A 12,869-nucleotide genomic window follows, 5' to 3' on the forward strand; every position below is an offset into this window, starting at 1 on the left:
TCGCCCTTACGCCCCTCTTAACCGCCCCCCAGCGCCGTTAAGACATGAGCCTGCGCCGTTAAGACATGCCCCAGCCAAAGCCGCCGTCCTTTTGCAGCGCAAAGACTGCGGGGATCTTTAGGACCTGACAGCCACGATCGGTCGTGGCCACCCGCAGGCATGAGCATCCATCGCGCCGCGCGCGATCAACCAACGTGGCAATGCCGGTTGCCTTATTCCTGTTCCGAGGCGTTTTTATCTGCTTTCACAAAGCCAGCAGACACACTAGGCATCCCTATCTTCGCTATTTCGGGACCCATCATGGCGCAAAAATCCACCATCTATAAAGTTGAGCTTTCCGTATCCGATATGGATCGTCACTATTATGAGACCCACAAACTGACCGTTGCCAAACATCCTTCGGAAACGGATGAACGGCTGATGGTGCGACTTTTGGCTTTTGCACTGAATGCCCATGAGCATTTGGAACTTACCAAGGGCCTTTCCACCGATGACGAGCCAGATATCTGGCAGAAAAACCTGAGTGGCGAGCTTGAGGTCTGGGTGGCGCTGGGACTTCCGAGCGAAAAGATTATCCGTCAATCCTGTGGCAAAGCCAACGAGGTGATTGTCTATAGTTACGGCGGCAGGACGGCTGAGACGTGGTGGGAGAAGATCAAAAACAGCACCACTCGGTTTGACAATCTGAAGGTTGTCAATTTTGCAGAGGCCGATACCCGCGAACTTGAAAAACTGGCAAGTCGCTCGATGAAGCTGCAGGTCAACATTCAGGACGGTGATGTGATGGTCAGCGCTGATGACAGCATGGTTTACCTGACCCCCACCAAATGGAAGGATGCTGCTCACTGAGGGATGAGCCTGTCCCCTTTTATGGGACCGGTCTCTGGTGTTGGCAAAGGGGCGTGCATACGGAGAACGCCCCCCTTTTTAGACACTTGATCCTTCTGGATGAAAACGACCGGTCATGCCCCCTCCTTACCCTGGCCTGCAGCGCTGCGCATCGCAAAGGTAGAATCCATAGATCGTTGCACAGGCTATTTCCGGATCTCCTGCGCAAGTTGACTGAGCCGTTCTTTGCCAAAAAACATCGCGTCATCGACAAAAAACGTCGGAATTCCGAACACGCCACGGTGAACTGCGTCAGCCGTGTTCTTGGCCAATGCAGCCTTTACCTTCGGGTCCTGCGTCTGCGTCAGGATCGCGTCACCGTCCAGCCCTGCGGCCGTGAAGGTCTCTGCAAAAACGGACGGATCATCCATTTTGCGGCCATCCTCCCACATCGCCTTGAACGCGATATCACAATATGCAGGCATCTTGCCGAGAAGTTTCACCGCCACCGCGCCGCGCATCAGCATCAAAGTGTTTACGGGGAAGTTCGGGTTGAAAGTAAAACGGGACAGCTGGTGCTCGGTGATAAACCGCTGCATTTCCAAGCGCTCATAGTCCATTTTGGCGGGTATTTTGGCATAGGCCTGCAAGGGTGACTGGTTGCCGGTGCTTTTGAAAACACCGCCAAGCAAACAGGGAATATAGTTGAAACGCGCCCCTGTCCGCTCTGCGATCTTGGGTAACACTTTATGCACGAGATAGGCATTCGGGCTGCCAAAATCGAAGATGAAATCTACAGTCTTAGTCATGGCTATCCCCTCCTCACCACGTTTCCGTCCAAGGGCGAAGATCCAGCTCATGGGTCCAGGCAGTTCTGGGTTGCTTGTGCAGCATGACATAATTCTGCGCGATTGCGTCAGGGTCCAAAAGGGCATCGTTTTCGCGCAACTCATCCACGTTGGGCACGTTTTCCCGAATGAAGTTTGAATCTATTGCGCCGTCTATCACAGTATGGGCGACATGGATGTTCTTTGGCCCCAGCTCTCGCGCCATCGATTGTGCCAGCGCCCGCAGCGCATGTTTCGCACCGGAAAAGGCCGAAAAGCTCTCGCGTCCGCGCAGGCTCGCCGATGCTCCGGTAAAGAGGATCGTGCCGTGCCCGCGTGTCAGCATCCTGGCCGCGACTTCACGCCCCATGAGGAAGCCTGCGAAACACGCCATTTCCCAGACCTTGCGGTAAACCCGGGATGTTGTCTCTGTGATGGAGAACCGTACATTTGCCCCGATATTAAAGACCGCAACCTCAATGGGGGCGATGTCGCGCTCAATACGGTCAATCAGAGCGACCATTTCGTCCTCATCGCGCGCATCAGCTGGCAGTGCGATGGCCGCGCCGCCGCTCTCGCGGATGGACTGCGCCAGGGCTTCTAGGGCATCTGCGTGTCGCGCGCGCCGCACCAAACAGACAACCAAACCTTCCCTAGCAAATGCACGCGCAATGGCGGCACCGGTGTCATCCCCGGCGCCAATTATCAAACACGCCTGTTTCTCTGGCATAATCTATTCCCTCCCGGTTTCAGCAATCGTGTTATTTGGTTTTGATTCGAGACTAAATGCCTTTAGTCTCGAATGGCAACTGAAAAAATGGTAGACTGAGTGAAATCAGGCCCGGAGGAAAATTATGGCGAACCAGCACACCCATACCTGTGGCATTGCCGCGATGATGAATATCTTCGGAGATCGCTGGACCTGGCTGCTTGTCCGTGAGGCCTTTTACGGCGCCAGCCGGTTTACGGAGTTTCAACGCAACACCGGCGCGTCGCGAAACATCCTGACGGACAGGCTCAGCGCGCTTGTTGAGAATGGTATCTTCCAAGAGATCGAAGTCGGCATGCGCGGTAAGCGGACCGCCTATGGTCTCACGGAAAAAGGCCGGGCATTGTTGCCCGTCATGGTCGCCATGGGGCAATGGGCCAACACCTATGAATACGGCGCCGGAAAAGAGCCGGTCCTGCAGGTCAGCAGCGAGACAGGTCGCCCGCTGCAAAGTTTGCGGTTCTTTGATGACGCTGAAACTGAAATCCCGGTCGAAAAGTTGTCTCCGCGGCCCGGACCTGGTGCGAGCTCAGCAACCCTGCGCCGCCTGCGCGAAATCAATGCTGATCGGAACTATGTTTCAGTTGTCAGCGACCCCAGTTGAGGGGGGGGGGGAGCAGACGCCGTCATGTGTCCGGCCTGGTTGCGCAGGGCCTGTGGCGGACATCTTTGGGCAGGACGTGAGATTTATCGCGTGATGCGCAGATCTTAAGCAGTCGCGCCCCAGGCCGCAACAAAGACGCGTGATGCCGACAGAGATCCTTGCACAACCCCAAAGCGCATTGCAGAGTTCTTTTGCAGGGGGACGGCCAATTGAACAGCACTATCGCGGTTGATGCGCGCAACGTCGGCAAAATCTACGGCAACGGAAATAGCGCTGTCGCAGCGCTTGGGGATGTGTCCATCTCCATTCAGCAGGGCGAGTTTTTTACGCTTCTTGGGCCTTCGGGATGTGGCAAGACCACGTTGCTGCGCTGCATCGCTGGGTTCGAGACGCCAACCTCTGGCACAATCCATCTGTCGGGCACTGACATCACGCATACACCGCCCAATGAAAGGCCTGTAAATACGGTCTTTCAATCCTACGCCCTGTTTCCCCATCTTACTGTGGCGCAAAACGTCGGCTTTGGCCTGAAAATGCTGGGAAAGCCAGCCGGTGACGTGGCAAAAGCTGTCGCGCGCGTGCTGGCGCTGGTCAAGCTGGAGACTTTCGCCGACCGCTTGCCGCAGCAATTGTCAGGCGGACAGCAACAGCGGGTGGCATTGGCGCGGGCACTGGCGCCAGAGCCCGAGGTTCTGCTCCTGGATGAGCCGCTTTCAGCGCTTGACCTCAAACTGCGCAAGGAAATGCAGAGTGAGCTGAAACGCCTGCAAACCGAGACGGGGATCACGTTTATCTTTGTGACCCACGATCAGGAAGAGGCGCTGACCATGTCGAACCGTATTGGGGTGATGTCGCAGGGCGCGCTACTGCAGGTCGGCACCCCGCACGAAATCTACGAGCATCCGGTGAACCGTTTTGTTGCGGATTTCATCGGCGAGACGAATTTCCTGGAAGGTCACATCAACGGCGCCGGCGTTCGCCTCGGCACAGGAGACCTGCTGGAGGTGCCGCTGGAGGGGCCACTGGAGGTCCCACTGGACGGGCAGCTCGGCGCCGTCACCCTTGCCATCCGGCCCGAGCAGATCCGGCTGGCCGCCGCCGTGACTGGCATCGCCGCGACAATCACCGATGCGACCTATATGGGCACCGACACACACTATACCCTCGGCCTGAGCGACGGCAGTCACATCGTTGCCCGGGTGCAGTCCAATTCGGCCGGCACCTATGGCGTAGGCGAGGCCGTTGGCCTCAGCATTGATGCCAAGGCGGTTCAGGTGTTGAAAGCATGAAAAAGCAACACAGGCAGCAGCGCAGCAAAGGGGCAAACGGCTGGCTCTTGTCCACGCCCGCACTGCTGTTGCTTGTCTTTGCGGCCAGTGGCCCCCTGTTGATTGTCGCGCTCTATTCCGTTCTGGAAAAGGGCGACTATTCCGGGGTGCGCTGGATCCTGTCCGGCGACGGCTGGTTCCGTGTGCTGTTTGAGCGGGACATCTTTGACCAGACCGTCAGCCTTGCGGATGCGAACCTCTCTATCTTCTGGCGTTCGGTAAAGCTGTCGATTGCGACGACACTGGTGACCTTTGTGCTGGGCCTGCCAACCGCATGGTTCATTGCCACACGCCCCGCCAGGGTCCGCGCCTTCTGGCTGTTCCTGATCACCATTCCGTTCTGGACCAATCTGCTGATCCGCACGTTTGCGATCATGGAGGTGGTGCGCAACGAAGGCATTGTGAACACAGCGCTGATGAAGGCAGGTCTGATCTCTGCGCCGATCCAGATCATGTATACGGATACTGCCGTACTGATCGGCATGGCCTATGTCTATCTGCCGCTGATGGTGCTGCCGCTTTTTGCCGCCATCGACCGGTTTGATTTTCGCCTGATTGAAGCGGGCTACGACCTCTATGCCTCACGTTGGCAGGTGCTGCGGGGGGTGATTTTACCCATTATCAAACCGGGGATCATTGCCGGCTTTATTCTGGTCTTCATCCCCAGCCTTGGCGCCTATGTGACGCCGCGCCTGCTGGGCGGAGGCAAGAACATGATGATTGGAAACTTTATCGAACTGCAGTTCGGGCAAGGGCAAAACTGGCCTCTTGGCGCTGCGCTCTCGACGGTGCTGTTGCTGATCGTTCTGGTCTCGCGGGTGATCTATACCCGCGCCTCGTCACGGGATAACCCGCATGGCTAAAGCGCGCAGCTTTGATGTACGGACGCTGCCGGGCTTCACAGCCATCGCGATCTTGTCGTTTGTTCTGCTCTATGCGCCGATCCTGACGCTGGTGGTCTATTCCTTCAATGGCGGCAATTCGGTCAACCAGTGGGGCGGATTTTCGCTCGAATGGTATGTGGTCGCCTTTAACAACGAGGCCGTGCAGGACGCCACAGCGCGCTCGCTTATCATTGCCCTCTGGGCCTCGGTGATCTCAACCACCGCAGCCACGATGGCCGCCCTGGGCACCACGCGTCGGGGTCGGTTCAAGGGGCAGACGGTGATTTACATCATCATCAACCAGCCCCTGATGGTGCCCGAAATCGTGACGGCTGTGGCCCTTTTGATCTTTTTCTCCACGGTCAAGGTGGCGACGGGCTACACGGGGCTGGGGTATCTTATCCTGGCGCATTCTGCCTTTTGCATCCCCTTTGCCTATCTGCCGATCCGGGCGCGGCTTGAGGGGATGGACACGGCAATGGAAACGGCCGCGGCAGATCTCTACGCGACGCCCTGGCAGACGTTTCGCTATATCACCCTGCCCCTGCTGATGCCGGGGGTCATCGCGGGTGCCATGCTGGCGTTCATCATCTCGCTCGAAACGTGATCATCACCGAATTTGTCAAATCCGCAGGGCAGGATACACTGCCTACCTATATGCTGGGTCAGCTGCGCCCGGCGCTCACGCCCGAAGTGAACGCCATCTCTACGGCTCTTTTGGCACTGACTGTGCTGATCCTGATTGTTTTCGTTTTTATAACCAAGAAGCGGGCATAACCCCCGCCGCATCCAAGGGAGTATCCTGATGAAGACCTACCTTATTGCAACCACAGCCCTGCTGGGCAGCACCTTTGCCGCCATGGCGGAGGGACAGCTGAACCTCTATAACTGGGGCAACTACACCAGCCCCGAGATGATCGCGAAATTTACCGAGCAAACCGGTATCGCGGTCACAATCGCCGACTACGACAGCAACACCACCGCCCTGACCAAGGTTGAGGCCGGCGCGTCGGGCTTTGATCTGGTCGTGCCTTCGGCCAACTACATCCCGGTCTATGTCCGCCAGGGTTTGCTGGCAGAACTGGACCACGCAAAGATCCCCAACATCAGCAATATCGCCGCCGAGTGGAAAGATGTCCCCTGGGATCCCGGCCGCGCGCATTCTGTGCCATGGCAATGGGGCTCTGTTGGTATCGCGGTAAACACCTCTGTCTATGACGGCGATCCCAACACATCCGAACTGTTCCTCGATCCCCCAGAAGAGCTGGTCGGCAAGATCAACATCGTCCCCGAAATGAACGACGTGCTGAACATGGCGATCTTTAATGCCGGTGGCGAGGCCTGTACCGAGGATCTGACCATCCTCAGGACGGTGCGCGACCGGTTGATGGCCGCCAGACCCAAATGGCTGTCGATGGATTACGGCACCACAGATAAGCTGTCTTCGGGCGACTATGCAGCGTCGGTCAACTGGAACGGCTCAACCATGCGGGCAAGGGTCAACAACCCCGATGTGGTCTATGGGTATCCAAAGGAAGGCTATCCGCTGTTTATGGACTCGGTTGCCCTCTTGGCCGATGCCAGGAACGTGGATGAGGCCTACCAGTTCATCAACTTCATTCTTGAACCCGAAAACGCGGCGATGATCTCGGGTTTTGCGCGCTATGCCGATGGCGTTGCGGGGTCGGATAAATTCATGCCGGAAGATATGAAAACCGCGCCGGAAATCGTGACCCCGAAAGAGTTCGCAGCCGCCGGTCACTTTCTGCCCACATGCGACCAGTCAGCGGTTGATCTTTACACTGCCATCTGGACCGAATTGCTGAAATAAAACGACCACAGCGGGGCTGCAGATTGCGGCCCCGTCCCAGCAGCCCCGTCCCACGTGGAGCCCGAGCGGCGTGGCGGGCGGCAAACGTTGCATTCCTACGCGTCCTTGAACCCTTCGAGCACGTTGACCGTATTGATGCCAACGGCCTCGATGGCATATCCACCCTCCATGCAGAAGACCGTCGGCAGCTTCATACGCCCGATACGGCGGCCTGCGTCGGTGAAATCATCGCTTTCCAGCTTGAAAAAGCTGATCGGGTCGTCCTTATAGGCATCCACGCCCAGCGAAACCACCAGGGCCTCTGCCCCCCAGGTGGTGATCTTTGCAATGGCATCATCCAGCGCCTGTGACCAAAGACCATAGCCCGTTCCAGCGGTCATGGGATAGTTGAGATTGAAGCCCTCGCCTGTGCCTCTGCCGGTCTCGTCGGCGTATCCGAGGTAATAGGGATAGGTTTCCTGCGGCGCGCCATGCAGCGACGCGAACATCACATCGGCGCGATCATAAAACAACGACTGCGTTCCGTTGCCGTGGTGGAAATCAATGTCCAGAACCGCAACGCGGCCCGCACCTGAGGTCGGGAACATCTCTGCCACCACGGCTGCATTATTGATAAAGCAGTAGCCGCCGTATTGATCCGCCGTCGCGTGGTGGCCAGGGGGGCGGCAGAGCGCAAATGCACTATCGGCGCCCGCTGCCACATGCCGTTGTGCAGTCTGCGCGCAAGACACAGATGCGAGCGCCGCCGCCCATGTGCCCTGGGTCATCGCGGTCTCTGACGCGTGGCAGTAATACCCGACCTTGCCGTCGATGTTTTGCGGGATCCTGTCCATATGCATACCGCGCGCCGGCACATTGGCCGCGATGACCTCGCCTGCCATGCCTTCGGCCTTCCATTCCTGCCGACGGTCTGCAGGAACGTCAGGTATCCGGGATCAAGTAGTGCGCGCACCGGTGCCATATCCACCGCATCCGGTGCGACAATGTCGACCAGTTTGCGCTCGCGCAGCCGGTTGAGCACATATTCGACACGCGAAGGCCGCTCAAACGGCGTGACAAACTGCCCACCGGAAAGTTCTGCCTGTGGAAAATGAAGACGGTGGTCTTCGCTGTAGATTACCTGCATATTTCGGACCTGTCTATGATTTCATGACGCCCACCGGCCTCTCTAAAGTGCCTGCTTATCCCCAAATACGCCAACATTTTTAACCTGTTGGCTGAATATTTCACCTGATAAAGCATGAGAGCTCAATGAAACCACCAAATAGAAACTAACGTCAAAAATAGCATCGACTGCTCAGTTCGCGGCTCGCACTATGCTGCATCATAGCATCAACACAAAAGGGTGTGACATTCAGTTCCCGAATTCAATGACGGGGGTGAATTCAAGAAAACGCCCCTCCTCCTGCCGCTTTTTGTCATTTGCCTCTAAGATGAACAAAGCAGCGGTTTTTCCAATCTCTCGTCGTGGCGTCCGCGAGGTTATGATCCTGGTTGGCAGGCTTTCAATGAAGTCGAGCCCGTTGAACCCCGCCAGGGTCAGCGTTTCCGGCACAGCGATACCTGCGGCGATACAATGAAACGCGCCTCCGGCGGCGAGATCGTCATTTGAATAGTAGATGCAGTCCAGTTCGGGCCAGTCCGCTAGAACCTCAGACGTGAGCTCCCGCCCTGCTTTCACCGTTGATCGCCCCTCACCGATCCGGGTTGTCACCAAATTCAGGCCCAAATGCAAAAGTGCTTCGGTGAAGCCGGCCAGCCGTTTTTTCGCGCGCGTATCCGTGTCCAGGCCACAGCCGACATAGGCAAAGCGGGTTCGACCCATTTTCACCAGTGCCTCGGCCATCGCCTTTCCGGCAGCATAATGCGAGACCCCCACACAGCCATCGACGGGCGTGCCGTCCACATCCATAATCTGAACCACCGGGATATCGGCCTCTTTCAGCAGTCGTTTGGCGTCAGCTGACTGATCAAGACCGGTGACAATCAAACCGGCCGGGTTCCACGACAGAATATTGCGGATGACGCCATATTCTTTCTCGGGACCATAGTCTGTGACCCCAAAGACAGGCTGCATTGTGCTCCCTTCAATGGCTTCAGCGATGCCCGAGAGAACTTCGGCAAAGACGATGTTCGCCACGCTGGGCACCACCACGCCGATCAGGTCTGACCGTCGCCCGGACAGCGACGAGGCCAGATGGTTGCCGACATAGCCGACCTCTCTGGCAGCCTGCCGCACCTTTTCGATACTTTTTTGTGACACATCTCCGGCACCGCGCAGGGCACGGGATGCGGTCATCTTGCTCACACCTGCCGCCGCGGCGACGTCTGCGAGCGTGGCTCGAACCTTGCCGTCCAAAAGACCCCATCCTTCAGTGCATATAACCCCGGTCTTGCCTATCGCCGCGCCGCACCCGGGGCAATTGACATCGCTGGGCCTCTACGCGTGGTTGACATTTGGTATCGATACCGGCACCGATACGTTTGATCAAGTAGCAAGGTTAGGAGGCTGCCATGCCTGATACGTTCACAACCGCCGTCATAGGTCTTGGATCTATGGGATACGGGATGGCGCAGTCTTGCCTGCGGGCGGGTCATGTCACGCATGGCTTTGATGTTCTCCCCTCCCAGATCGAACGATTTCAGTCTGAAGGTGGCAGCTCAGGAGACATCACAGATGTGGCAGCTGCCCTGGATGCTGCCGTCATTGTTGTCCTCAACGCGGCACAGACCGAAGACGTCCTGTTTGGTGAAGATGGCCTGGTTGCGAGGCTGCATAAGGGGGCTGTTGTCATGGCCTGCCCCACCGTCCCGCCGGATTTTGCCCGCGACATGGAAACGCGCTGCAACGCCGTGGGGATACACTATCTCGACGCCCCCATTTCTGGCGGATCGGCAAAGGCGGCCAGTGGCCAGCTTTCAGTCATGTCCGCAGGCTCTGCTGCTGCCTTTGCGGCAGCACGTCCGGTGCTGAACGCCACCGCCGAGACCGTTTTTGAGCTGGGAGACAGGGCTGGGGCGGGCTCGGCCATGAAGGCCGTCAACCAATTGCTGGCAGGGGTTCACATTGCAACAATGGCCGAAGCCCTGACCTTTGGGATGACGCAGGGCGTGTCTCCCGAAAAATTCGTCGAGGTCATCAGCCAATGCGCGGGCAGCAGCTGGATGCTGGAAAACCGCGCCCCACATATTGTCGCCGGAGACTATACGCCGCACAGCCAGGTCAACATCTGGCCAAAAGATCTAGGAATTGTTCTGGACATCGCAAAGTCGGAGAATTTCAGCGCCCCGATCACAGCGGCTGCTCTCCAGCAGTACCTTGCCGCAGCAGGCATGGGGCTGGGTCGCGAGGATGACGCGGCGGTGGCGAAGGTCCATGCCCGCAACGTCGGTCTGACCTTGCCGGGAGAGGCATGATGCTGCTGGGATGTATCGGTGATGATTTCACGGGGTCAAGCGACCTTGCCAACACCCTGGCCAAGGGCGGCATGCGGACGGTGCAATTCACCGGCGTGCCCGACGCCCCTGCAGGCGCGGACATTCAGGCAGGGGTGGTCGCACTCAAGTCCCGCTCTATTGATCCTGCCGATGCCGTGCAGCAGTCGCTCGCCGCGCTGGACTGGCTGCAACGCCAGGGCTGCCAGCAGATCTTTTTCAAATATTGCTCAACCTTCGACTCCACGCCACAAGGCAACATCGGGCCGGTCGCGGATGCATTGGCCGACGCGCTGGGCGCCCATAAGGTCATTGTCTGTCCGGCCTTTCCGGGAACCGGTCGATCCATCTTTCAGGGGCATCTCTTTGTCAAAGACCAGTTGCTGAATGAATCGGGCATGCAGAACCACCCGCTGACACCAATGATTGATGCAGACATTCGGCGCTGGCTGGCAACGCAGACAAAGTATTCCGTCGGGCATGTGCCTGTAGAGCAGGTGTTCGCAGGCTCAAAACTGATCGCGCAGGGTCTGGAAGACCAGTACCGCGCGGGCCACCGCCACATCGTGGTGGATGCGATCCGTGACGCCGACCTGATCGAGATTGGAAAAGCCGCAAAAGGATTGCCGCTGGTCACAGGTGGCTCCGGGGTGGCTCTTGGCCTGCCCGGCAATTTTGGCTGCACGCCCTCGCAGGTGCCCTGGGTTTGGTCAGGCAGGCAAATCCCTCGCATTGTCGGGGTCCTGTTCGGCCACAACGCGGGCGCAGGTTGCCAGACACGCAGCGCACCACCCTGCGCGGGAGATTATCGCGGCTGATGTCATCGAAGGCCGCCTTGCACCGCGCGAAATCGCCGATTGGCTGCTTGCAGCGCAGGGGATCCCCCTGGCCTATAGCTCTGCCGACCCCAGGGATGTCGCGACAGTGCAAAAACTCTATGGCAGTGCGGCTTCGTCCCGCGCGCTAGAAGGGTTTTTTGCCCAGGTCGCACGCCTCTGTGTTGAAGCAGGTGCCACACGTATCATCACAGCCGGTGGCGAAACCTCGGGCGCTGTCGTTGAGGCGCTTGCATTGGGCAGCCTTGAAATCGGGCCCGAAATTGATCCCGGCATTCCCGCCCTCAGAGCCCGTCCTGATCTGGTCATCGCTTTGAAATCAGGAAACTTTGGCGCAGAAGATTTCTTTGAAAAGGCCGACAAGCTGCTGGCAGGTGACGCATGACTGAAGCCCATCTGCGAGAGCAAATTTGTCTGCTGGCCAAGTCGCTGTTCGACCGTGGCCTGACCCATGGCAGCACCGGCAACATCTCCGCCCGGACCGAGGATGGCGGCCTGCTGGTGTCTCCAACAGGCACAAGTTTTGGTCGCCTTGACCCCGGCCGCCTCAGCCGATTTGATGCCAAGGGCATGCTTGTCTCTGGCGACAAGCCGACAAAGGAGATGCCGCTGCATTCGGCCTTTTACGACACCCGAAGCACTGCGGGGGCGGTCGTTCACCTGCATTCCTGCCACTCGGTCGCCTTGTCGATGATGCCCGACGCAGATGAGGATAATTTTCTGCCCCCCCTTACCCCTTATGCGATTATGAAACTGGGCAAAGTGAAACTGCTCCCTTTCTTCCTGCCCGGCGACCCTAAAATGGGGGATGCGGTGCGCGGTTTGGCCGGAAAGCGCAGCGCGATCATGCTGGCAAACCACGGCCCCGTTGTGGCAGGCAAGGACGTCGAGGCCGCCTGTAATGCCATTGAGGAGCTGGAAGAGACTGCCCGCCTTGCTCTGCTGTTGCGCGGGAGTGAGGCGAATATCCTGAGCGACGACCAGGTCAGAACAATTGTGACAAACTTCAATGTCGAGTGGGAGGCATGACCCGCTTTTCTGCCAACCTTGGGTTCCTTTGGACAGATCGCGCCTTACCGGATGCGATCCGCGCGGCCAAGGCCGCAGGTTTTGATGCTGTGGAATGTCACTGGCCCTATGAGGTGGCGCCGGGCGCGGTAAAGGCAGCCCTGGCAGAGACGCAGCTGCAGATGCTTGGCCTCAACACGCGACGCGGCGATGTCGCCGCCGGAGACAACGGGTTGGCGGCAATCCCCGGACGACGGGCCGAAGCCCAGGCTATGATTGAGCAGGCCATCGACTATGCCGTCCAGATCGGTGCAGGCAATATCCACGTGATGGCGGGATACGCCAAAGGCACAGAGGCCCTCCTTACCTTCATCGACACGCTGATCTGGGCCTGCAACAAAGCTGCGCGTCACGGGCTGACGATCCTGATCGAACCTCTGAACGCATATGACGCGCCTGGCTATTTTCTGCAAACGACGCAGCAGGCAGCAAAAATCATCGAAGACGTCGGCGCCAAAA

General features: G+C 58.2%; 14 protein-coding genes and 1 pseudogene. 11 read left to right on the forward strand and 4 right to left on the reverse strand.

Going from position 1 to position 12,869, the window contains the following annotated elements; translation table 11 throughout:
* Nucleotides 1–300: 300 nt before the first annotated feature.
* Nucleotides 301–849, forward strand: a complete 549-nt coding sequence (locus tag B4968_RS15705; protein ID WP_083100412.1) for a YaeQ family protein — start codon at nucleotides 301–303, stop codon at nucleotides 847–849.
* Between the two features lie 185 nt (nucleotides 850–1,034).
* On the opposite strand, the gene B4968_RS15710 is transcribed toward B4968_RS15705, so the two are convergent.
* Nucleotides 1,035–1,688, reverse strand: a complete 654-nt coding sequence (locus B4968_RS15710; RefSeq protein ID WP_206601110.1) for a 2-hydroxychromene-2-carboxylate isomerase — start codon at nucleotides 1,686–1,688, stop codon at nucleotides 1,035–1,037.
* Nucleotides 1,651–2,385 carry an SDR family oxidoreductase gene (locus B4968_RS15715; protein ID WP_083100414.1) on the reverse strand — a complete coding sequence of 245 codons (735 nt, stop codon included), beginning with the start codon at nucleotides 2,383–2,385 and terminating at the stop codon, nucleotides 1,651–1,653. The genes B4968_RS15710 and B4968_RS15715 overlap by 38 nt, the downstream gene beginning before the upstream one ends.
* A 124-nt stretch (nucleotides 2,386–2,509) precedes the next feature.
* Here B4968_RS15715 and B4968_RS15720 point away from each other — a divergent pair, with 124 nt between their 5' ends.
* The 5 genes and pseudogenes from B4968_RS15720 (at nucleotide 2,510) to B4968_RS15740 (ending at nucleotide 7,071) form a co-directional block, all read left to right on the forward strand.
* Complete coding sequence (locus B4968_RS15720; RefSeq protein ID WP_083100415.1) at nucleotides 2,510–3,028, forward strand: winged helix-turn-helix transcriptional regulator; 519 nt, start codon at nucleotides 2,510–2,512, stop codon at nucleotides 3,026–3,028.
* Nucleotides 3,029–3,237: 209 nt separating this feature from the next.
* Nucleotides 3,238–4,317, forward strand: coding sequence for an ABC transporter ATP-binding protein (locus B4968_RS15725; RefSeq protein ID WP_083100420.1), 1,080 nt, complete (start codon nucleotides 3,238–3,240; stop codon nucleotides 4,315–4,317).
* Nucleotides 4,314–5,219: an ABC transporter permease gene (locus B4968_RS15730; RefSeq protein ID WP_083100416.1), complete on the forward strand. Its 906-nt coding sequence runs from the start codon at nucleotides 4,314–4,316 to the stop codon at nucleotides 5,217–5,219. The genes B4968_RS15725 and B4968_RS15730 overlap by 4 nt, the downstream gene beginning before the upstream one ends.
* A pseudogene (locus B4968_RS15735) lies at nucleotides 5,212–6,017 on the forward strand (ABC transporter permease). Before B4968_RS15730 ends, B4968_RS15735 begins: the two are co-directional and overlap by 8 nt.
* A 28-nt stretch (nucleotides 6,018–6,045) precedes the next feature.
* Complete coding sequence (locus B4968_RS15740) at nucleotides 6,046–7,071, forward strand: extracellular solute-binding protein (RefSeq protein ID WP_083100417.1); 1,026 nt, start codon at nucleotides 6,046–6,048, stop codon at nucleotides 7,069–7,071.
* A gap of 95 nt (nucleotides 7,072–7,166) precedes the next feature.
* On the opposite strand, the gene B4968_RS15745 is transcribed toward B4968_RS15740, so the two are convergent.
* Nucleotides 7,167–7,952: a histone deacetylase family protein gene (locus B4968_RS15745; protein WP_277620955.1), complete on the reverse strand. Its 786-nt coding sequence runs from the start codon at nucleotides 7,950–7,952 to the stop codon at nucleotides 7,167–7,169.
* Nucleotides 7,953–8,425: 473 nt separating this feature from the next.
* Nucleotides 8,426–9,430: a LacI family DNA-binding transcriptional regulator gene (locus tag B4968_RS15750; RefSeq protein WP_277620956.1), complete on the reverse strand. Its 1,005-nt coding sequence runs from the start codon at nucleotides 9,428–9,430 to the stop codon at nucleotides 8,426–8,428.
* 155 nt (nucleotides 9,431–9,585) lie between these two features.
* Between B4968_RS15750 and ltnD the strand changes: the two genes are divergently transcribed.
* The 5 genes from ltnD to B4968_RS15770 form a co-directional block, all read left to right on the forward strand.
* Entirely contained in the window at nucleotides 9,586–10,488 is a 903-nt protein-coding gene (gene ltnD, locus B4968_RS15755; RefSeq protein WP_083100418.1) for an L-threonate dehydrogenase, read from the forward strand.
* Nucleotides 10,485–11,324 (forward strand): 3-oxo-tetronate kinase, encoded by an 840-nt coding sequence (gene otnK, locus B4968_RS15760; protein WP_338153288.1) that lies wholly within the window; start codon nucleotides 10,485–10,487, stop codon nucleotides 11,322–11,324. The genes ltnD and otnK overlap by 4 nt, the downstream gene beginning before the upstream one ends.
* Nucleotides 11,239–11,727: a nucleotide-binding domain containing protein gene (locus B4968_RS25825; protein WP_338153289.1), complete on the forward strand. Its 489-nt coding sequence runs from the start codon at nucleotides 11,239–11,241 to the stop codon at nucleotides 11,725–11,727. The genes otnK and B4968_RS25825 overlap by 86 nt, the downstream gene beginning before the upstream one ends.
* Nucleotides 11,724–12,371 carry a 3-oxo-tetronate 4-phosphate decarboxylase gene (gene otnC, locus B4968_RS15765; RefSeq protein ID WP_083100419.1) on the forward strand — a complete coding sequence of 216 codons (648 nt, stop codon included), beginning with the start codon at nucleotides 11,724–11,726 and terminating at the stop codon, nucleotides 12,369–12,371. The genes B4968_RS25825 and otnC overlap by 4 nt, the downstream gene beginning before the upstream one ends.
* Nucleotides 12,368–12,869 (forward strand): TIM barrel protein (locus B4968_RS15770; protein WP_139792867.1); only part of this gene is annotated, 502 nt, incomplete at its 3' end. The genes otnC and B4968_RS15770, both read left to right, overlap by 4 nt.

Source organism: Pseudophaeobacter leonis, assembly GCF_002087335.1.
GTDB classification, from domain to species: domain Bacteria; phylum Pseudomonadota; class Alphaproteobacteria; order Rhodobacterales; family Rhodobacteraceae; genus Pseudophaeobacter; species Pseudophaeobacter leonis.

Bases quoted from the DNA above. Each gene is read 5' to 3' on its own strand.
- B4968_RS15740 (WP_083100417.1), top strand. From the start codon at position 6,046: ATGAAGACCTACCTTATTGCAACCACAGCCCTGCTGGGCAGCACCTTT.
- B4968_RS15710 (WP_206601110.1), bottom strand. From the start codon at position 1,688: ATGAGCTGGATCTTCGCCCTTGGACGGAAACGTGGTGAGGAGGGGATA.
- otnK (WP_338153288.1), top strand. From the start codon at position 10,485: ATGATGCTGCTGGGATGTATCGGTGATGATTTCACGGGGTCAAGCGAC.
- B4968_RS15730 (WP_083100416.1), top strand. From the start codon at position 4,314: ATGAAAAAGCAACACAGGCAGCAGCGCAGCAAAGGGGCAAACGGCTGG.
- otnC (WP_083100419.1), top strand. From the start codon at position 11,724: ATGACTGAAGCCCATCTGCGAGAGCAAATTTGTCTGCTGGCCAAGTCG.
- B4968_RS15745 (WP_277620955.1), bottom strand. From the start codon at position 7,952: ATGGCAGGCGAGGTCATCGCGGCCAATGTGCCGGCGCGCGGTATGCAT.
- B4968_RS15715 (WP_083100414.1), bottom strand. From the start codon at position 2,385: ATGCCAGAGAAACAGGCGTGTTTGATAATTGGCGCCGGGGATGACACC.
- B4968_RS15705 (WP_083100412.1), top strand. From the start codon at position 301: ATGGCGCAAAAATCCACCATCTATAAAGTTGAGCTTTCCGTATCCGAT.
- ltnD (WP_083100418.1), top strand. From the start codon at position 9,586: ATGCCTGATACGTTCACAACCGCCGTCATAGGTCTTGGATCTATGGGA.
- B4968_RS15720 (WP_083100415.1), top strand. From the start codon at position 2,510: ATGGCGAACCAGCACACCCATACCTGTGGCATTGCCGCGATGATGAAT.